The sequence below is a fragment of the Noviherbaspirillum sp. genome (genome assembly GCF_035944575.1).
Taxonomy (GTDB): Bacteria; Pseudomonadota; Gammaproteobacteria; order Burkholderiales; family Burkholderiaceae_D; genus Noviherbaspirillum.
Genome location: NZ_DASZBA010000195.1, coordinates 1 through 20,573, shown reverse-complemented (window position 1 = coordinate 20,573; position 20,573 = coordinate 1). Strand labels below are relative to the sequence as shown.

At 59.9% G+C, this 20,573-nt stretch carries 18 protein-coding genes and 1 pseudogene; 3 read left to right on the top strand and 16 right to left on the bottom strand.

The window, feature by feature from the left end; all coding sequences use genetic code 11:
* Positions 1–20: 20 nt before the first annotated feature.
* From VGU61_RS15055 to VGU61_RS14980, 16 genes are all read right to left on the bottom strand, one after another.
* Complete coding sequence (locus VGU61_RS15055; protein ID WP_326859991.1) at positions 21–1,187, bottom strand: phospholipase D-like domain-containing protein; 1,167 nt, start codon at positions 1,185–1,187, stop codon at positions 21–23.
* 65 nt (positions 1,188–1,252) lie between these two features.
* Positions 1,253–2,047, bottom strand: a complete 795-nt coding sequence (locus VGU61_RS15050) for an endonuclease/exonuclease/phosphatase family protein (protein ID WP_326859990.1) — start codon at positions 2,045–2,047, stop codon at positions 1,253–1,255.
* 73 nt (positions 2,048–2,120) lie between these two features.
* Positions 2,121–2,630 (bottom strand): dihydroneopterin triphosphate diphosphatase, encoded by a 510-nt coding sequence (gene nudB, locus VGU61_RS15045; RefSeq protein WP_326859988.1) that lies wholly within the window; start codon positions 2,628–2,630, stop codon positions 2,121–2,123.
* Positions 2,631–2,765: 135 nt separating this feature from the next.
* Positions 2,766–4,583 carry an aspartate--tRNA ligase gene (gene aspS / locus VGU61_RS15040; RefSeq protein WP_326859986.1) on the bottom strand — a complete coding sequence of 606 codons (1,818 nt, stop codon included), beginning with the start codon at positions 4,581–4,583 and terminating at the stop codon, positions 2,766–2,768.
* Between the two features lie 100 nt (positions 4,584–4,683).
* A complete protein-coding gene (locus tag VGU61_RS15035) occupies positions 4,684–5,325 on the bottom strand; it encodes a DUF502 domain-containing protein (protein WP_326859985.1) in 642 nt (213 codons plus the stop codon).
* Between the two features lie 87 nt (positions 5,326–5,412).
* Positions 5,413–5,736, bottom strand: a complete 324-nt coding sequence (locus VGU61_RS15030) for an FmdB family zinc ribbon protein (protein ID WP_326859984.1) — start codon at positions 5,734–5,736, stop codon at positions 5,413–5,415.
* Between the two features lie 91 nt (positions 5,737–5,827).
* A complete protein-coding gene (locus tag VGU61_RS15025; RefSeq protein WP_326859983.1) occupies positions 5,828–7,312 on the bottom strand; it encodes a sodium:solute symporter family protein in 1,485 nt (494 codons plus the stop codon).
* A 149-nt stretch (positions 7,313–7,461) separates the two neighbouring features.
* The gene (locus VGU61_RS15020) at positions 7,462–8,064 is read right to left on the bottom strand and encodes a methyltransferase (RefSeq protein ID WP_326859982.1); all 603 of its coding nucleotides are present in this window, start codon (positions 8,062–8,064) and stop codon (positions 7,462–7,464) included.
* 31 nt (positions 8,065–8,095) lie between these two features.
* The gene (ubiB, locus tag VGU61_RS15015) at positions 8,096–9,670 is read right to left on the bottom strand and encodes a ubiquinone biosynthesis regulatory protein kinase UbiB (protein ID WP_326859980.1); all 1,575 of its coding nucleotides are present in this window, start codon (positions 9,668–9,670) and stop codon (positions 8,096–8,098) included.
* Positions 9,670–10,245, bottom strand: a complete 576-nt coding sequence (locus tag VGU61_RS15010; protein WP_326859979.1) for a ubiquinone biosynthesis accessory factor UbiJ — start codon at positions 10,243–10,245, stop codon at positions 9,670–9,672. The genes ubiB and VGU61_RS15010 overlap by 1 nt, the downstream gene beginning before the upstream one ends.
* An 81-nt stretch (positions 10,246–10,326) precedes the next feature.
* Positions 10,327–11,280 carry a Tim44-like domain-containing protein gene (locus VGU61_RS15005; protein WP_326859978.1) on the bottom strand — a complete coding sequence of 318 codons (954 nt, stop codon included), beginning with the start codon at positions 11,278–11,280 and terminating at the stop codon, positions 10,327–10,329.
* Between the two features lie 8 nt (positions 11,281–11,288).
* On the bottom strand, positions 11,289–12,023 hold the full coding sequence (gene ubiE / locus VGU61_RS15000; RefSeq protein ID WP_326859977.1) for a bifunctional demethylmenaquinone methyltransferase/2-methoxy-6-polyprenyl-1,4-benzoquinol methylase UbiE: 735 nt from the start codon (positions 12,021–12,023) through the stop codon (positions 11,289–11,291).
* A 117-nt stretch (positions 12,024–12,140) separates the two neighbouring features.
* Positions 12,141–12,578 (bottom strand): DUF971 domain-containing protein, encoded by a 438-nt coding sequence (locus VGU61_RS14995; RefSeq protein WP_326859976.1) that lies wholly within the window; start codon positions 12,576–12,578, stop codon positions 12,141–12,143.
* Positions 12,579–12,634: 56 nt separating this feature from the next.
* Complete coding sequence (locus VGU61_RS14990) at positions 12,635–13,063, bottom strand: HIT family protein (RefSeq protein ID WP_326859975.1); 429 nt, start codon at positions 13,061–13,063, stop codon at positions 12,635–12,637.
* A 3-nt stretch (positions 13,064–13,066) separates the two neighbouring features.
* On the bottom strand, positions 13,067–17,068 hold the full coding sequence (locus VGU61_RS14985) for an FAD/FMN-binding oxidoreductase (protein WP_326859974.1): 4,002 nt from the start codon (positions 17,066–17,068) through the stop codon (positions 13,067–13,069).
* A 63-nt stretch (positions 17,069–17,131) separates the two neighbouring features.
* Positions 17,132–17,620 (bottom strand): YqaA family protein, encoded by a 489-nt coding sequence (locus VGU61_RS14980; protein ID WP_326859973.1) that lies wholly within the window; start codon positions 17,618–17,620, stop codon positions 17,132–17,134.
* A 144-nt stretch (positions 17,621–17,764) separates the two neighbouring features.
* On the opposite strand from VGU61_RS14980, the gene ilvA reads away from it, so the two are divergent.
* The 3 genes and pseudogenes from ilvA to VGU61_RS14965 form a co-directional block, all read left to right on the top strand.
* The gene (ilvA, locus tag VGU61_RS14975; protein WP_326859972.1) at positions 17,765–19,291 is read left to right on the top strand and encodes a threonine ammonia-lyase, biosynthetic; all 1,527 of its coding nucleotides are present in this window, start codon (positions 17,765–17,767) and stop codon (positions 19,289–19,291) included.
* 19 nt (positions 19,292–19,310) lie between these two features.
* Complete coding sequence (locus VGU61_RS14970) at positions 19,311–20,036, top strand: queuosine precursor transporter (RefSeq protein ID WP_326859971.1); 726 nt, start codon at positions 19,311–19,313, stop codon at positions 20,034–20,036.
* A gap of 107 nt (positions 20,037–20,143) precedes the next feature.
* Positions 20,144–20,573, top strand: a pseudogene (locus tag VGU61_RS14965) (NADPH-dependent 7-cyano-7-deazaguanine reductase QueF); the annotation flags it as partial.

The window sequence follows — 20,573 nt, the reverse complement described above, 5'->3', positions numbered from 1 at the left end:
AAGGACTGCGTGCTACCTGTTTACTCGGTGTAGCGGCCTAACGTAATCACGCGCAGCACGCTTTTATAGAACATGTAGGCCGCGCCGTACAGGGCGCGTTCATACCACGGAATATTCGCATAATCCTGTAGCAGCACCACCTTCCCTTCTTTTACCGCGTCTTCAATCTGCCGCCGAAGCGTGCGCGCAAACTCATGGTCCTTGACGACCACGTTAGCCTCCTGGTTCACGAACAGGCTGAGTCCGTCCCAGTTGCTGGAGCCGACCGTAGCCCATTCGTCGTCGATCACGGCTACTTTGCCGTGCAGCTGCGTCTTGTGATACTCGACGACCTTGACCCCGCTGCTCAGCAATTTCGGATAGAACGAATGCGCCACCGCGTCCTGTATGCGGAATTGTCCGACGCCGATCAACAGCGTTACATCGACGCCGCGAGCCGCTGCCCTGGCCAGGCCGTCGCGCAATTTGCGTCCCGGCGCGAAATACGGATTGGCGAGAAGTGCGCTCTTGCGCGCACCGCCCAGGGCCTTGAGATAGGCCTGCTGTATGGTGCGTCGATTGCGCAGGTTATCCCGCACGACCAGTCCCGCCAATGCGGGCCCGGCATCCTCCGCCGGCTCGCGTCTCAGCTTTTCGCGCAGGCGCTTCCACCTGAAACGGAGATGCAGTCCATTGAGCAGCCGCCATTGCGCATCCACTTCATGGTGAATCGACGCGACCAAAGGGCCTTCGATGCGTACCGCGAAGTCCCAGCGCGGTGCCGGCAGAGGAAGGTTGAAACCATCATCGGAGATCCAATCGTAGTTGATGTTGAGGCCGCCGAGGAAAGCGATTTCCCTGTCAACGACGCAGATTTTCCGGTGCGTGCGCGTAAGCCCGCGATGAAACCAGGAGTTGAAGACTTTGTAATTGACCTTGGTCCTGGCGAACTCGCGCTTGAGAAACATGCAGTTGGCATGACCGGTACCGACCCAGTCGCTGATGACATTCACGGTCACGCCCCGGTCGGCGGCACGCGTCAGCGCGGCCATGATGTCGAGCCCCGTCCGGTCGGGCGTGAATATATAGGTTTCCAGATAGATCTCGGACCGCGCGGCGTCGAAGGAAGCGATCAGAGCGGGAAAGTAGTCGGCGCCGCCTTGCAGCAGCTCGATACGATTATTGGCGGTAAAGGCGACCGGACGCATAGGGCAGATGGGTTCCCGGCAAAGACCTGATGGGCATCGATTTTAGCTGTTCACCCCGACCTGCACTACTCCAGGACCAGCGTTGCGACGATAGGCGCATGGTCCGACAGTCGCGCCCACAAAGGCCCGTGCAATACCTGGGCGGACTCCACCTTCATGCCGCGCACGTAGATGCGGTCCAGCCTGAGCCACGGCAGCGCCGCCGGGAATGTGCGGGCCGGTTTGATTTTCACGCCCCGTCCGCTCAGTTGACGAAGGTAGGTGCCGAAGCCGCGCGCCGGCAGGTTGGTATCAAATACTTCCGTTACGCCGAGCCGCTTCCTGAGCGTATCGCTGAGCTGGTTGGTCCAGTCATTGAAATCGCCGGCGATGATGACCGGAGCGTCGGGTGGCGACGAGCCTTCGACAGCGGCGATGAGTGCCTCCGTCTGCCGTTTGCGGCTGCCGGCAAACAAGCCGAGATGCACGACATAGCAATGCAGTTCGCCCGCCGGCGACTGCACGACGCAGTGGAGGATGCCGCGCGCCTCATACGCATGATCCGAGACATCCTGATTGCGCGCTGAGGCAATGGGATAACAGCTGATCAGGGCATTGCCGTGATGTCCATGGTCATACACCGCGTTCATGCCATAGGCGCAATGATGCGAATCCCCGGCGAAAAATTGGTGCTGCGATAGTTCCGGCCAGTTGCCGGCATGACGGGTTGCATAGCGGTCGTGCCGCCCCTGCACTTCCTGCAGGAAAAAAACATCAGCCTCCATCGAGTTCAACGCCTGTTTCAGGGCATGTACGCGCGGTCGGCTGCCAAATGAAGAAACGCCTTTGTGGATGTTGTAGGTCGCGATGCGTAGTTTCATTCGCTTAGCTTAAGTTGTTGAATGTCACATGAATGGATGCCGTCGGCACGGACTTGGTTCCGCGCAAGGCGGATCAGTCACGGCGGATATGATCGGGAAGTTGCAGAATGGCTTCGGCGTTGGATGGCGAGAAGCATTTATCCGCCGCCTCACGCCACGGCAGCCATGCATGCTGCAGATGCTCGCGCGGCGCCAGCCGCACCGGGATGTCGTGCGGCACCAGCAAGCTGAAAACATGTTCCGTATTCCGGGTTACGCCGGGCGCATAGCGATGCCGCCATACCGGATAGATTTCGTACACATTCGACAATTGCCAGTCGCGCAGGTTTTCCAGCGGCAATTCCGGAACCTTCATTTCGTCCCTGGCGACGGCATGTGTGGGCAATCCGGCGATGCGGATGCCGGTTTCCTCGTACACCTCGCGTATTGCGGTCTCAAGCAGCGATTCTTCCGGCACATCCTTGGAGCCGGTTACCGACTGCCAGAAACCCGGCCTGTCCGCACGCTCGATCAGCAGCACGTCAAGACGCGGGTTGTGTATGACGACCAGCACCGATTCCGGAATTTTATGGACAGTACTCATTCACCCCAGTCTGAAAGATGGCCCCGGTGCGGCGTGCATGGACGAAGCCCGCCGGCGAACCACAAGTAAAAAAGGCGCGGAAAACCGCGCCTTGATTATGCCCTGAAACGGTGGTATCGACGGCCTTGGAAAGGCTTATGCCTTCACCGCCGGCTCGACATTGCGCAGACGGATATGCAGTTCGCGCAACTGCTTTTCGTCGACTTCCGACGGCGCCTGTGTCAGCAGACACTGCGCACGCTGGGTCTTCGGAAATGCGATCACATCGCGAATCGATTCCGCGCCCGTCATCATCGTCACGATACGGTCAAGGCCGAAGGCCAGGCCGCCGTGTGGTGGCGCGCCGTACTGGAGCGCATCGAGCAGGAAGCCGAATTTGAGCTGCGCTTCCTCGGCATCGATCTTGAGCGCGCGGAAGACCTTGCTCTGCACATCGGCGCGATGAATACGCACCGAGCCGCCGCCGAGTTCCCAGCCGTTCAGCACCATGTCGTAGGCCTTGGCCAGCGCCTTGCCCGGATCGGTTTCGAGCAGGTCCTCGTGGCCGTCCTTCGGCGCGGTGAACGGATGGTGGGCCGCGGTCCAGCGGTCGTTTTCCTCGTCATGCTCGAACATCGGGAAGTCGATGACCCACAGCGGCTTCCAGGCATCCTCGAACAGGCCGTTCTTGCGGCCGAAGTCGCTGTGGCCGATCTTGACCCGCAAAGCGCCGATCGCATCGTTGACGATCTTGGCCTTGTCGGCGCCGAAGAAGATCAGGTCGCCGTCCTGCGCGCCGGTCTGCTCGATGATCTTGGCCAGTGCCGCGTCGTGAAGGTTCTTGACGATCGGCGACTGCAGGCCGTCACGTCCCTTTGCCTTCTCGTTGACCTTGATGTAAGCCAGGCCCTTGGCGCCGTAGATGGCGACGAACTGCGTGTAGGCGTCGATCTCGGAACGCGGCATGCCACTGCCCTCCTTTGCGCCGCCCGGCACCAGCAGGCCGACCACGCGCCCGCCTTCCATGTTCGCCGCGCCGCTGAAGACCTTGAAGTCCACATCCTTCATCACCTCGGTCAGGTCGGTGAACTGCATCTTCACGCGCATGTCCGGCTTGTCGGAACCATAGAGGCCCATTGCAGTGGCGTAATCCATGACAGGGAACGGATTCGGCAGGTCGATGTTCAGCGTGTTCTTGAATACCAGGCGAATCATGCCTTCGAACATGTCGCGGATTTCCTGTTCGTTCATGAACGAGGTTTCGCAGTCGATCTGGGTGAATTCCGGCTGGCGGTCCGCGCGCAGGTCTTCGTCACGGAAGCACTTGGTGATCTGGTAGTAGCGGTCGAAGTTGGCCACCATCAGCAACTGCTTGAACAGCTGTGGCGACTGCGGCAGGGCGAAGAAATTGCCGGCATTGACGCGCGACGGCACCAGGTAGTCGCGCGCGCCTTCGGGCGTGGACTTGGTCAGCATCGGGGTCTCGATGTCGATGAAGCCATTCGCGTCGAGGAACTTGCGGACTTCCATCGTCACCTTGTAGCGCAGGCGCAGGTTGTTCTGCATCTGCGGGCGGCGCAGGTCGAGCACGCGGTGCGTCAGGCGGGTGGTTTCGGAGAGATTGTCGTCGTCGAGCTGGAACGGCGGCGTCACGGAAGGATTGAGCACTTCGATCTGCTGGCACAGCACTTCGATGTTGCCCGACTTCAGGTTGGCGTTGGTGGTGCCTTCCGGACGGTTGCGAACCACGCCCGTGATGCGCAGGCAGAATTCGTTGCGCACCGCCTCGGCGGTCTTGAACACATCGGCGCGATCGGGATCGCAGACCACCTGCACCAGGCCTTCACGGTCGCGCAGATCGATGAAGATCACGCCGCCGTGGTCGCGCCGGCGATGCACCCAGCCGCACAGGCTGACGGTTTGGCCGAGTAGCGCCTCGGTAGTGAGGCCGCAATAATGAGTTCGCATAGACATAATCAAATTCCGATTGTAGTTTTTTGGAAAGGGATTCGACGCCGGTTTTACCCGGGCGAAAGCCCGATATCAGTTGATGTAATTGGACCGCTAAATAACGTCAAGTGCCGGTCTGTGGTGGGATTGCCTTCAGATTGCTGCCCGTGGCAACCACATATTCGGGAGATACGACGCCCATCGAGACGATGTATTTCAGTGCTTCGTCAACCGTCATGTCAAGTTCGACCGTATCGGCTTTCGGGACCATCAGGAAGAAGCCGGAGGTCGGGTTCGGCGTCGTCGGCACATAGACGCTGATGTAGTCGCCCACCAAATGGTTCCTGACATCGCCGCCGGGCACGCCGGTGAGGAAGGCGATCGTCCACGAGCCTTCGCGCGGATACTGCACCAGCACTGCCTTGCGGAAGGCGTTGCCGGAGGAAGAGAACAGCGTGTCCGATACCTGTTTGACACTGGAATAGATGGAACTGACGATGGGGATGCGCCGCAACAGCATTTCCCAGGCATGCACCACCTGCTTGCCGATGAAATTGCGGGTCAGCAGTCCTGTGAGGAACACGATCATCAGCGTGAGTATCGTGCCGAAGCCGGGAATGTTGAAGCCGAACATCGCTTGCGGCCGCCAGCGCTCCGGCAGCAGCAGGAGCGACTGGTCCATGGTGCTGATCACGAGGTTCAGGACCCATAGCGTGATGGCAAGGGGGACCAGGATCAACAGGCCGGTGATGAAATATTTACGCATTTTCTTCTTTGTCATCGAGACCGTGGATGACGCGGTCTCTTAAAAATAGGCCGCGTCACCGGATGTGCGAGCAGCCTGCCATCGAACTCAACCGGCAGCGGCCTTGTCGCCGGACGTACTGCCGGCGGCCGGCGCGGCTGCGGCGGGCGCGCTTGCGGATTCAGTGGCGGCCGGTGTTGCCGCGGCGCCCGCTTCCTTGTTGTCCGAGGTTGACGCAGTCTTGCCGGACCCGCCCCGGAAATCGGTCACGTACCAGCCCGATCCCTTGAGCTGAAAGCCGGCGGCAGTCACCTGCTTCTTGAACGCCGGCTTGCCGCACGAAGGGCAAACGCTCAACGGCGCATCCGAAACCTTCTGCAATACATCCTTGGCGAAACCGCAATCTTCGCAGCGATATGCATAAATTGGCATGAAACCTCCTCCGCAAAAATCATCCAAAGCCCTGAATTATAAAGGGTTTCGGCGCAGCGAAGCACGCCACCCGATGCATGGCTGAAAGATTTCAGGCGGGGTCTTGCGCATGTGGCAAGGAACCGCCGTGGCCGGCCTGCCCTTCTCCTGACGAATTGCCAACGAATTGCGGCAACAGCGAACCGACCAGCATGCCGGCGAACGCGGCGAGCAAACCGGCAAGCTGACCGGGAAACACTTCACCAAGGCCGGTCAGTTGCGGGAAGAACAGCGCCCACGTCGTCACGCCGGCAAACAGCGACAGAATCGCGCCCTGCGTCGTTGCACGGCGCCAGTACAGGCCCATCACCAGCGGCACGAAGGCGCCGACCAGCGTTACCTGATAGGCGGTCGACACAAGCTCGTAGATCGACGTGCCTTTCATCGCGATGGCGTAGGAAAGCACCAATGTCGCGAATACGACAATCGAGCAACGCATCGCGAACAATTGCTGCCGGTCTGTCATGCCCGGACGCAGATTCTTGAGAATGTTTTCGACGAAACTCGTGGACGGAGCCAGCAGGGTTGCCGACGACGTGCTCTTGATGGCGGAAAGCAGCGCACCAAAGAAAAGAATCTGCATCACGAGCGGCATCTTGGTCATCACGAAGGTCGGCAGCAGCCGCTGGTAATCGTTCTTCGCCAAATCAAGTGCGCTTGCCCCCATGACCACCACGGCGCAAGCGACGATGAACATCGGTACGAAGGCGAACAGGATGTAGCTCGCGCCGCCGATGACCGCCCCTGTGCGGGCCGTCGGTGCGTTCTTTGCCGACATGACGCGCTGGAACACGTCCTGCTGCGGAATACTGCCCAGCATCATCGTCAATGCGGCGGCGATGAAGAAGGCAATATCGGTGAAGGTCGGCGGCGGCAGGAAATTCCATAGATTTGCCTGTGTCGCCATCGCGAACACCTGGTCGGTGCCGCCCGCCAGGTCGGCGGCGAAGACGGCGATGATGGTCAACCCGATCACGAGCACGATCATCTGGATGAAATCGGTCCAGGCCACCGCGAGGAAACCGCCAACCACGACATAGATGAGCACGGCAAGGGTGCCGACGATCATGCCCGCCGTCTCCGACATGGCGCCATTGGTCAGCACCGAGAACACCAGGCCGAGCGCCGTGATCTGCGCCGCGACCCATCCCAGGTAGCTCAGGATGATGGCGACGGAACAGAATACTTCCACTCCCTTGCCATAACGGTGGCGATAGAAATCGCCGATGGTCAGGAGGTTCAGCTTGTAGAGCTTGGCGGCGAAGAACAGGCCGACCAGGATCAGGCAGGTGCCCGCGCCAAACGGATCTTCGACGATGCCGCCCAGCCCTTCCTGCACGAATTTTGCCGGGATGCCCATGACCGTCTCGGCGCCGAACCACGTGGCGAATGTGGTGGTTATCACCATGATCAACGGCAGGCTGCGGCCGGCAATGGCGAAGTCGCTGCTGTTCTTGATCCGTGTGCCGGCCCATACGCCCAGTGCGAGCGTGCCCAGCAGATACAGCACGACAAAGGTAATCAGCGTGTAGTTCATGAAAGTTCGCTCCGCATGGAATAACCGGCTAACAGGAATGATTGGTGGCCAATGTGCTTGCCTTCGCCGTAAAGCTTTCCGGCAATTTTTCGGGATTATAGCCGTACATGCCGGTCAAAATGACATAGAAATTCCATCTGCAGCCCATCTCATCCGGACAGACGCTGCCATATCTGCCAACGCTCCTTTCCGGCGAATACCGGCAGGGAATCGGGCACAGCTTCATCGGCGATGCAAACAAAGTTCGGCAGCAGCAAGGCCTCCAGTTCCTCCTGCACGATACCGAACGGAGGACCTTTCAGCGGATCGCCGAAAAAGAAAAAACCAGCCAGTAATGCACCCGGCGGAAGCAATTCGGACCAGCGCGCCGCGACCGCAGGCCGCATGCGCGGCGGCAGCGCACACAAGAAGGCGCGCTCATAGATCAGATCGATCCTGTGAAACGGGGTGAAGGTAAAAAAATCCGCCTGCTTCACATGTTTACCCGGAAGTCCCAGTTTCCTTCGCGCGGCATCGACTGCCGCCGCTGAAAAATCGATACCGGTGACTTCCCATCCGGCCTCGGCCAGGAAGGCCACTTCATAGCCGGTACCGCAGCCGGGAACGAGGGTCGAGCAAGGCTTTGCAGACTGCGCGACGAAATGCCGCAATTGTTGCGGCACTTCTCCCAGGTCCCATGGCATGAACTCGCGCTCGAAGCGTTCCGACCAGAATGCGGCTTGCGATGGATCGCGGGATTCGAATTCTGGCATGGGTGCGGGGGCGTTCAGGGTTGATTGACGATCACCAGGCATATCGCGACCAGCGCAGCAATATTTGCGCCACCACGATGCCGCCGGCGAGGCCGATGCCGAAATAGATGCCGATGCTCAGGAGCATGTTGGTCCGACGCTGTTCGGCCAGCACCTGCTTCAGCAGTTCCCCGGTCTGCAGTTCCGGCCTTGTCGCCTGCGCGCTCAACACCTGGTGCGCGAGGCGCGGCAGTTCGGGCAGGATCTGGTTATAGCGCGGCGCTTCCTCCTTGAGATGCTGGATCAGGCCGCGCCAGCCGATCTGTTCGCTCATCCAGCGCTCGAGGTACGGCTTGGCGGTTTTCCAGAGGTCGAGATCGGGATCGAGCTGGCGTCCAAGGCCTTCGATGTTGAGCAGGGTTTTCTGCAGCAGCACCAGTTGCGGCTGGACCTCGACATTGAAGCGGCGCGACGTCTGGAACAGCCGCAGCAGCACCTGCCCGAAGGAAATGTCGCGCAACGGACGGTCGAATATCGGTTCGCAGCAGGCGCGCACCGCCGATTCAAGTTCGTCGACGCGCGTTTCCTTCGGCGCCCAGCCGGATTCGATATGCGCCTCGGCGACTCGCTTGTAGTCGCGCCGGAAGAAGGCGATGAAATTCTGCGACAGGTAATCCTTGTCGAAGTCGGTCAGGGTACCGACGATGCCGAAATCGAGCGCGATATAGCGGCCAAAGGTCGCCGGCTCGATCGATACCTGAATATTCCCGGGATGCATATCGGCATGGAAGAAGCCGTCACGGAATACCTGGGTGAAAAAGATCTCGACGCCGTCGCGCGACAGCTTTTTCAGATCGATGCCGGCTTCGATCAGGCGCTCGGTCTGGGAAATCGGGATGCCGCGCATGCGTTCCATCACGATGACGGCCGTCGAACAGTAATCCCAGTACATCTCCGGCACGGCCAGCAGATCGGAGCCCTGGAAGTTGCGGCGCAACTGGCTGCCGTTGGCCGCTTCGCGCATCAGGTCGAGTTCGTCATGCAGGTATTTGTCGAACTCGGCGACCACTTCGCGCGGCTTCAGGCGCCTGCCGTCGGCCCACAGCCGCTCCACCCACTCGGCGGCGATCTGCATCAGCGCGATATCCTTTTCGATGGATTTTTTCATGCCGGGCCTCAGCACCTTGACCGCGACTTCCTTGCCGTTCTTCAGGACCGCGAAATGCACCTGGGCGATCGACGCGGAAGCGACAGGCACCCTATCGAACTGGGCGAACAGGTCGTCGGGGTGGGCACCGAGGGATTTTCGGATCTGGGCAATGGCGAGATTGGAGTCGAACGGCGGCACGCGGTCCTGGAGCCGGGCAAGTTCGTCGGCGATGTCGGGCGGCATCAGGTCGCGCCGCGTTGACAGGACCTGTCCGAACTTCACGAAAATCGGCCCGAGGTCTTCCAATGCCTGCCGCAAACGCATGCCGCGCGGCTTCGACAGGTCACGCCAGAACATCAGGCTGGCGATCATCTTGGCGATGCCCGGCCTTGCCAGGCCGGAAATGGCGATGTCGTCCAGGCCGTAGCGGATCGCCACCCGCATGATCTTGGCGACTCTCAACAACCGGAACAGCATCAGCCGCGTCCCTCCAGCTTTTCGATCCGTTTGCCAAGCCGCTCGACATCGTCGCGCAGCCTGGCGACTTCGCCGGCAAAATCATTCACGGCATGCGGTCTTACCAGCATCGGGTTCTCTTCAAGGAAGTATTCGGCCAGGTTCTCGGCGAATTTCTGTTGGGTTGATTTTGCGGCATTCACTGTCGCTCTTGCGCCTGACACGATGCGCATCGCGGCAATGTCTCCGAACAGCCTGCTCAGATCCTCTTCCGCTTCCCATTTCAGGGATTGGGAAAGCTGCGAGATGGTATTGGCAAAGTCCGCATCCCCTTCCACCCTGACATAAGAAAATGCGCGCTCCCTGTTTTGCGCGATCAGCGGCAGGTCAGCCGGTTTGGCGCGGATGGTGACATTGACTGATTCCTCGGCGGACGCCGGTTCCAGCATGCCATCCGGCGCGGCTTTTACGCAGACCGCCACGATGCCCGCGTCCAGGCATGCCACCTTGCCCGCGTGGGCGGCAAGCTTTTCGCGCGCCCAGGGCTCACGGGCGAGCAGATGATTGATGGTGGAGGAAAAAAGAGAAGAAATCATGGCGACAAAAAGAAAGCCGCCCGTGAATCATTCACGGGCGGCTTGAAGTTTATCAGTTTGCCGGCGGTTAATTCATCCGCTTCACGAGATTTGCTGAATTCCCGCCAGAATCCATCCGCCCTTGCCGGAGAGCGGCTTGGACAGGTTCCATATTTCGGCAAACGGTGCCGCTGGCGCGTTTTCATCTTCCTTGATCATGCCGGAGAAGCGGACGCTTGCAAGATACTCATCGTTCAGTGTTTCCAGGCCCACAAGGTCGGCGTCCAGCGAAACGACGTCGGTATGGTTGGTCGATGCGCCGCGCTCCTGCAACTGCATCCGGAGTTCGGCAAACAATTCTGGCGTGGTGAATTCACGGATATCGGTGATGTCGGCCCGGTCCCATGCCGCCTGCAGGCGGATGAAGTAGGTTTTCGCATGGCGCAGGAAAGCCGCCGAGTCGAAATCCGCCGGAACGCTCACGGGTGCAACGGCTGCCGCGCCGCCGGCCATCGAACCGCCGCCGGTGTACGTATCGCCCTGGAAGGCAGCCGGCTGCATCGGTGTCTGTGGCTGTCTGTCGAGATGCGAGCCGATCTCGGGCGTCCGCGCCGTTCCGTAGCCGCCTGCAAATGCCGGCTGCGTATCGGTATTACCATTGTTGCCGGTCTTGCGACGGAACATGCGGTAGATAAACATTGCGGCCAATGCCAGCAGGGCAATCATCAACACGGTGCTGATGACGCTTGCCAGTGCGCCGCCGATGCCGAGATGCGACAGCAAGGCGCCCAAGCCCAGACCGAGCAGTGCGCCGCCAAGGATGTTGCGCCATGGGCTGGGCGGCTTCGGTGCCTGGGCGCCGGGTGCCGCCTTGGCCTGGTTGGCGTTGGCTGCCTGGGACTGATTGGGCGTGGATTGCATCGGCGCCTGGCGACCGGCGCTTTGGGATTGTTTACCGAACGATCCGCCGCCGCCCATGCGTTTTGCTTCGGCATCGGTCACCACGACCGACATCGAGCTGAACGCAATCATCATGGCAATCAAAAACTTTTTCATAAGTTCTCCTAGAACTTGATGCCGGTATGCAATGCAGCCACACCGGCTGTGAGGTTGAAATACTCGACCCGTCCGAGTCCTGCTTCCTGCATCATGCCCTTCAGTGTTTCCTGATCGGGATGCATGCGGATTGACTCGGCCAGATAACGGTAGCTCTCGCTATCGTTGGCAATGCGCTTTCCCAGCCATGGCAATACGGAAAACGAATACACGTCATATGGTTTTTGCAACGGCTCCCACACTTTTGAAAATTCCAGCACCAGCAGCTTGCCGCCGGGTTTCAGCACGCGCTGCATCTCGGCAAGCGCGGCATCCTTATGCGTCATGTTGCGCAAGCCGAACGCAACCGTCACCCGGTCAAAATAGTTACTCTGAAACGGCAGCTTCTCCGCATCACACAACAGTGTCGGCGTCATCACGCCTTTGTTCAGCAGACGGTCGCGCCCGACCCGCAACATCGACTCATTGATATCGGTGAGCCAGACCTCGCCGCTCGGACCGGCCTGCCGGGCGAACGCCTTGGCGAGGTCGCCGGTGCCCCCGGCAATATCGAGAACCTTGAAGCCCGGTCGCACGCCGGCCTGGGCGATGGTGAATGTTTTCCAGAGACGGTGCAGGCCTGCCGACATGAGATCGTTCATCACGTCGTATTTGCCCGCTACCGAGTGGAAGACCTCGGCGACCTTGTGCACCTTGTCTTCTTCGGCGACTGTCTTGTAACCGAAATGCGTCGTATTGGTCATGTCTGCGGTCTCGTCGATATGGACCGAAGATTATACATTTACGACAAGCTGCCCAAGCGCATAGTTCCGCGCTGTCGGCCGGTTGAAAAAAATGGGATCAGGCGCTGCAGCGCACCATCAATGCTGGTGCCCGCAGCCGTGCCCGCCTTGCGGCGGCGTCATATCAGTGTCGCGTCCGGTTTCGCGGGTGTGCCCCGCCGCTTCGAGCCGCTGCAGGTAGTCTTCCCAGAGCTCGGACTGGTTCGCGCCCAGCCAGTACAGATAGTCCCAAGCATAGATGCCGGTATCGTGGCCGTCCGAGAAATGCGGCTGGACCGCGTAATTGCCAACCGGCTCCAAGGCATCGAGCTGCACGTTGCGCTTGCCGGTCTGCAACACTTCCTGCCCGGCGCCATGGCCCCGCACTTCCGCGGATGGCGAGTACACGCGCAGGAACTCAAAGGGCAGCGAGAAGGACGAGCCGTCGTCGAAAGCCACTTCCAGCAGGCGCGATTGTTTGTGGACGGTGAGCGCCGTGGGGTTGGGAGCCTGTGCTGCCTTTTTCGGTTGATCCATGATGAGAAGGCTTTCGGAAAAATATCGGCAGCCGCAGGATGGTGTACGGGATACCGTTAAGAAAATTGACGGACCAGAGCAGACTTCAGCGTGGGCAACAACGCCTGGCGTTCGGCCAATCCGTCCGGCGCGCCGGTACGCTGCACCTGTGCCCATATCGGGCTCGGAAAATGGGCGTCGTCCTCGAAACGCGGAATCAGATGCCAATGCAGGTGGGGCACCATGTTTCCGAAGCTGGCGATGTTCATCTTGGCAGGCGCCATCACCGTCCGGATGGCCGCCTCGACCTTCCAGACCGCCTGCATGAGTTGCTCACGATCCGCAGGAGACAGGTCCGTCATTTCCCGGACATGCGCATTCCATATCACGCGGCAAAACCCGGGATAGTTCGGGTCGTCCACCAGCACGACCCGAAAGGCATCCTGCCGGCAGACGATCTCGCCGCCCGCCTGTGTACACAGTTCACAGGATGCCTGGGTACTCATGTTTTATACCAACACCCGTTCGATGCCGCCGTTGTTCGCGCGCGCCACGTAGTCGGGCAACCAGTTTTCTCCAAGCAGGTACTTGGCCATTTCGACCACGATGTAATCGGCGGTCGTACCGGAATCCTCGTTGTATCTGGACAGGCCCTGGAAGCAGGACGGGCAGGATGTCAGGATCTTCACGTCGCCGGTGAATCCGCCATCCCGCAGCTTGTCCGCGCCCTTGCGCATTTCTTCTTCCTTGCGGAAGCGGATCTGTGTCGAGACATCCGGACGGCTTGCGAACAATGTGCCGGATTCGCCGCAGCAGCGATCGTTCTTCTCGATCTTCTGCGCGTCGGCGGTCGTGATGAGCGCATTCACCGTCTTCAGCGGGTCCTGCTGTTTCATCGGGCTGTGGCAGGGATCGTGATACATGTAGCGCACCCCGCCCACGCCTTCCAGCCGGACGCCTTTTTCGAGCAGGTATTCGTGGATGTCGATGATCCGGCATCCAGGGAATATCTTGTCGAATTCATACCCCTGCAACTGGTCGTAGCAAGTGCCGCAGGACACCACCACCGTCTTGATGTCGAGGTAATTGAGCGTGTTGGCCATGCGATGGAACAGCACGCGGTTATCCGTCATCATCTTCTCGGCCTTGTCGTACTGGCCGGCGCCGCGCTGCGGATAGCCGCAGCAGAGATATCCAGGGGGAAGTACGGTCTGCACGCCGACATGCCAGAGCATCGCCTGCGTCGCGAGGCCCACTTGAGAAAACAGCCGCTCGGAGCCGCATCCCGGGAAGTAAAACACCGCCTCGGTATCGGCCGTGGTTTTCTTCGGATCGCGGATGATCGGCACGACCTTGTCGTCTTCAATATCCAGCAAGGCGCGTGCCGTCTTCTTCGGCAGGTTGCCGGGCATCTTCTTGTTGATGAAGTGGATGACCTGTTCTTTCACGGGTGGCTTGCCATGCGTTGCCGGCGGTGCCTTGGTCTGCTTCTTCGCAAACTTCTTCAGCACATCATTGGCCATCCGCTGCGCCTTGTAGGCAACGCCGGTCATCGCCGCACGGGCGGTATTGATGGTGGCCGGATCGGTGGCATTGAGGAAGAACATCGCACCGGCGGTGCCCGGGTTGAATGACTTCTTGCCCATCTTGCGCAGCAGGTTGCGCATGTTCATCGACACATCGCCGAAGTCGATATCGACCGGGCACGGCGTTTCGCACTTGTGGCAGACGGTGCAGTGATCGGCGACGTCCTCGAATTCTTCCCAGTGCTTGATCGACACGCCGCGCCGGGTCTGCTCTTCGTACAGGAAGGCTTCGACCAGCAGCGAGGTGGCGAGAATCTTGTTGCGCGGGGAATAAAGCAGGTTGGCGCGCGGCACATGGGTTGCGCATACCGGCTTGCACTTGCCGCAGCGCAGGCAGTCCTTGACGCTGTTGGCGATCGCGCCGATATCGCTCTGCTGCATGATGAGCGATTCATGCCCCATCAGGCCGAAGGAAGGCGTGTACGCATTGCGCAGGTCGGCCGCCAGTTCCGGCAGGTTCAGCAGCTTGCCCTTGTTGAAGCGCCCTTCCGGATCGACGCGGCGCTTGTAGGCGCGGAAGTCGAGCATTTCTTCCTCGGTCAGGTACTCCAGCTTGGTGATGCCGATGCCGTGTTCGCCGGAGATCACGCCGTCGAGCGAGCGGGCCAGCACCATGATGCGCGCAACCGCCTCGTGCGCCACCTGCAGCATCGCGTAGTTGTCGGAGTTGACCGGAATGTTGGTATGCACATTGCCGTCACCCGCGTGCATGTGCAGGGCAACGAACACGCGGCTGCGCAGCACCTGCTTGTGGACCGCAGTGCACTCGTCGAGGATCAGCTTGAAGGCCGCGCCGTTGAAGATCTGCCGCAATTGCGCCCGCAATTCGGTTTTCCAGGAAACTCGCACGGTGCGGTCCTGCACAACGTGGAAGACCGTGGCGTCCGGCTGCCTTGCAAGGCGCTCATCGAAGGCTGCTGCAAGCTTGTCGAGGCCCAGCGTCATGAGATCGGATTTCGCGTCGCGCAACGGTTTGTCGAGCTGCGTCAGCAGATAAGACCAGCGGGCCTGCGTTTCGTCGATCAGTTGCAGTGCCTGGACGACCCGATCTCCGAGCAGTTCGGCGGCCGGGATATCGTTGCCCTCCGCGTCGTCGCTCTTGCCGAGCGGCAGGTTGCCTGCGGCGAAAAATGTCCGCAATCCGTCCAGCAGCGCGAGCTTGTTCTGGATCGACAATTCGATATTGATGCGCTCGATGCCGTCGGTGTACTCGCCCATCCGGTTCAGCGGGATCACCACGTCTTCATTGATCTTGAATGCGTTGGTGTGTTTCGAGATCGCCGCCGTGCGTGCACGATCGAGCCAGAATTTCTTCCGTGTTTCCGGACTGACGGCAACGAAACCCTCGCCGACACGGGTGTTGGCGATACGGATCACTTCCGACGCCGCCTGGGCAACCGCGTTTTCATCGTCGCCGACGATGTCGCCAAACAGGGCCATCTTCGGCAGCACGCCGCGCTTGGATTTGGTGGCGTAGCCGACCGCGCGCAGATAGCGTTCGTCGAGGTGCTCCAGGCCGGCGAGAATGGCGCCGCCCTTGCGGGTTTCGGCGTCGAGATAATCCTTGATTTCGACGATTGATGGAATCGCGTCACGTGCCTGGCCGAAGAATTCGAGGCAGACGGTGCGCGTGTACTTTGGCATCTTGTGCAGAATCCAGCGCGCCGATGTGATCAGGCCGTCGCAGCCTTCTTTCTGGATGCCGGGCAAACCGGACAGGAACTTGTCGGTCACGTCCTTGCCGAGGCCTTCCTTGCGGAACTTGCGGCCTTCCACTTCCAGTATTTCGGTTTTGAACGGCGTACCGGTCCGGCCCTTCTCCGCCGGATGAGTCCATTCCAGCTTGAACCGCACCATGGGCGCATCGTGAATCTTGCCGAGATTGTGTTCAAGGCGCGTTACTTCCAGCCAGTCGCCATTCGGGTCGACCATGCGCCAGCTTGCGAGGTTGTCGAGCGCAGTACCCCACAGCACCGCCTTCTTGCCGCCAGCATTCATCGCCACATTGCCGCCGATGCACGATGCTTCAGCGGAAGTCGGATCGACGGCGAACACGAAGCCGGCCTTCTCCGCGGCATCGGACACCCGCTTGGTGACCACGCCCGCGCCGGAATAGATGGTGGCGTAGGGTTTGTCGAGCCCCGGCAGCACCGTCATTTCAACCGGGCCGAGCTGCTCCAGTTTTTCAGTGTTAATGACCGCCGACATGGGTGTCAGCGGGATGGCCCCCCCGGTGTAGCCGGTGCCGCCGCCGCGCGGGATGATGGTAAGGCCGAGTTCGATGCAGGCCTTCACCAGGCCGGCCATTTCGTCCTCGCCGTCCGGTGTCAGCACCACGAACGGGTATTCCACGCGCCAGTCGGTCGCATCAGTGACGTGCGAGACGCGCGACAGGCCGTCGAACTTGATGTTGTCCTTCGCGGTGTAGCGCCCGAGCACCCGGACCGCGCGCTTGCGCAGGTCATATATCTGCCGGAACTCGTTGCTGAAATCGGCAACGGCTTTCCTGGCAGCCTTCACCAATACTTCGACATTGGCACTACGGCGCTGTGCATGGATGTCCGCCGCGTCGACCGGGTCGGTGGAGACACGGCGCCTCTCGACCTCGCTCAAACGATGGTTGAGCGCATCGATCAATGCCTGACGACGCTTCGGGTTGTCGAGCATGTCGTCCTGCAAGTACGGGTTGCGCTTGACGACCCAGATATCGCCGAGGACTTCATATAGCATCCGGGCGGAGCGGCCTGTCTGGCGCGCACTGCGAAGCTCATCGAGCAATGTCCATGCGTCTTCGCCCAACAGGCGAATGACGATCTCGCGGTCGGAAAACGAGGTGTAGTTGTAGGGAATCTCACGCAACCGCGTGGGAACGGCGCCGGTCGGCGCGTCGGAAAGCAAGGCTTGGATTTGTGCGGGGGCGTTCATCAGAGTAGTGTGCTAACCCTTAAACAAGCATTTTAACTTATTGCAATGCAGCGAGCATCCATGTCAGAACCAGCTTCCAATCTGGCGCCAGAAGCCGTCGGGCACATACAACAGCACGGTTGTCATGGTGACATAACGCAGAAATTTTCCGATTGCCATATAAACCACGCATTGCCAGAAAGGCATTTTCAGCCAGCCTGCGAGCGCACATAGCGGATCGCCGATCGCAGGCAGCCAGGCCAGCAGCAGGGTTTTCGGACCGAAGCGCTGCAGCCATCCGAACCAGCGGGTTTCGCGCTCCCTGGCGAACGCTTCCTTTGCGCCGTATCCCAGCCCGTAATCAATAATTCCACCGATCGTGTTACCGAAAGTCCCAACCAGGATCGCGGGCCAGAACAATGCGGCGTTCGCCTTGACCACCGCGAAAACGGCCGGTTCCGAACCGAGGGGAAGCAAGGTCGCGGATACGATACTGACGATGAATATCGAAGTCAGGCCCACATTCGGCACCGCGAGCAGATTCAACAGCCAGACGGTGGCAGACTCGATCATGTATGGAGGATGGTTGGCGGCATGGGGTTGGTCGGACGCGGCACCGGCAAATGGAATGTCGCGGGCACCGGCTTGTGGTGAAGCAACGGGCGTCCATTATAATGACCAGTTGCCCCGCGTGTCCGCCGTACACAATTTTCACTTATGACGAATACAGACTATCTAAAGAAGATCCTGACCGCCCGCGTCTACGACGTCGCCGTTGAATCGCCGCTTGAGTTTGCGCCCACGCTGTCGCAGCGGATGGACAACAATATTTACTTCAAGCGCGAAGATATTCAGAGCGTGTTCAGCTTCAAATTGCGCGGCGCCTACAACAAGATGGCGAATCTGAGCCCGGCTCAGCTGAAACGCGGCGTCATTTGCGCGTCGGCGGGCAATCACGCGCAAGGCGTTGCGCTTTCGGCATCGAGGCTCGGCTGCCGGGCCGTCATCGTCATGCCCACCACGACCCCGCCCGTGAAGATCGAAGCGGTCAAGTCGCGCGGCGGCGAAGTTGTCCTGTTCGGCGAGTCGTACACCGATGCCTACCACCACGCGCTGACGCTGGAAAAAAAGCACAAGCTGACATTCGTTCATCCTTTCGACGATCCGGATGTCATTGCCGGCCAGGGCACGATCGCGATGGAAATCCTGCGGCAGCATCCGGGAAAGATCGATGCGGTTTTCGCGGCGATCGGCGGCGGCGGCCTGATTTCCGGCGTGGCGGCTTACATCAAGGCCGTGCGTCCCGAGATCAAGATCATCGGCGTACAGACGACCGATTCTGATGCGATGGTACGCAGCCTCAAGGCGGGCCGCCGGGTTACCTTGCCCGACGTCGGCCTGTTCTGTGACGGCACCGCCGTCAGGCTGGTCGGTGAGGAGACCTTCCGTCTCGTCAAGCAATATGTGGACGACATCATTGTCGTCGACAACGACGCGGTGTGCGCGGCAATCAAGGATGTATTCCAGGACACCCGCAGCATTCTCGAACCCTCCGGCGCAATGGCCGTTGCCGGCGTGAAGGAATACATCGAACGCACTAGGTCGGGCAAGAAGCCGATCATCGGCCAGACATTCGTCAGCATCGCCTGCGGCGCCAATATGAATTTCGACCGCCTGCGCTTCGTCGCCGAACGCGCCGAGGTCGGCGAGGCGCGTGAAGCCGTTTTTGCGGTAACCATCCCGGAGGAGCGCGGCAGCTTCAGACGCTTCTGCGAACTGGTCGGACCGCGGAACGTGACTGAATTCGTCTACCGCATCAGCGATGAACGGAAGGCGCATGTCTTCGTCGGCGTCACGATCACCAATCGGGACGAACCGGAAAAGATCACGAAGAATTTCAAAAAACATGGCTTCGAGGCGCTGGACCTGACCCATGACGAACTCGCCAAGCTGCACATTCGGCATCTGGTCGGCGGCAAGAGCCCGCTGGCACATGACGAACTGCTGTACCGCTTCGAGTTTCCCGAACGTCCCGGCGCATTGATGCGGTTTCTCGCCAGCATGGCGCCAAACTGGAACATCAGCCTGTTCCATTACCGGAACCAAGGTGGCGATGTCGGACGAATCCTCGTCGGCCTGCAGGTCCCGAAGAAGGAAATGAAGGCATTCCGCGAGTTCCTGTCGACGCTGGGTTACCGGTATTGGGATGAAAGCGAGAACCCGGCCTACAAGCTTTTCCTGTAGCCGGCACCGAGGAGAAACGATGAGCGCCACGGCAGCGCCGCGACCAATCGGCCAGTACAAATATTACGATTTCGTCATGGCGGCATTCGTCACCGTGCTGCTGTGCTCGAACCTGATCGGCGCGGCCAAGGTGACCGAAATACCGCTGCCGCTTCTCGGCACGGCGACGTTCAGCGCGGGGGTGCTGTTCTTCCCCATCTCCTATATTTTTGGCGACATCCTGACCGAAGTGTACGGCTACGGCCGTGACCGGCGGGTGATCTGGGCAGCCTTCGGCGCGCTCGCATTCGCGACCTTCATGGCGGCAGTGATACTGGCGCTTAAACCGGCAGCCGATCCGTTCAACACCGATTACCAGACGCACCTGAACGCGGTGTTCGGAAACACGCCGCGCATCATGGCCGGATCGATGGTCGCCTTCTGGTGCGGCAGTTTCGTCAACAGCTATGTGATGGCTAAGATGAAAGTGTGGATGCAAGGGCGCCGGCTCTGGATGCGGACCATCGGCTCCACCATGTGCGGAGAACTGATCGATTCCAGTCTTTTCTATGTCATCGCCTTCTATGGCATCTGGTCGGACCAGCAACTGGTGACCGTGATCGTCGCACAGTACCTGCTCAAGACCGGGTGGGAAATCGTCATGACGCCATTCACCTATAAGGTCGTGAATTTCCTGAAGCGCAAGGAAAACGAGGACTATTACGATATCGCAACAGATTTCAATCCTTTCAGGATCAGGGCGTGAAATCTAGGCGCATGCGAACCCCACCCGCCTTGACACTGTCTTAATACTAACTGCATTCGAATCCCACTCAACCGCATCCCGCTCAAACGCGTGCTGATTTATATCTCATGAACACATCAGACCTGCCGGACGCATTGCCGCTCGGCAAGCCTACCGGCTATCCAACCGAATACAATCCTTCCCTCCTGTTCCCAATTCTCCGCCAGGATAAACGGCTGGAGCTCGGCATCACCGGCACACTGCCCTTTTTCGGCGTCGATATCTGGAATGCCTATGAAGTATCGTGGCTGAACATGCGTGGAAAGCCGCAGATCGGCATCGCGACCTTTACCGTGCCGGCCGACTCCCCCAACATCGTCGAATCCAAGTCCCTGAAGCTTTATCTGAACTCCTTCAATCGAGCCCGGCTCGCCGGGACCGATGCGCTGGTCGATCTCCTGCGCGCGGATCTATCCGCCGGATTCGGTGCGCCGGTGCAGGTCAAATTGCTTACGCCGGACATGTTCTCGACATTGAAGATGGGAGAACTCGACGGCC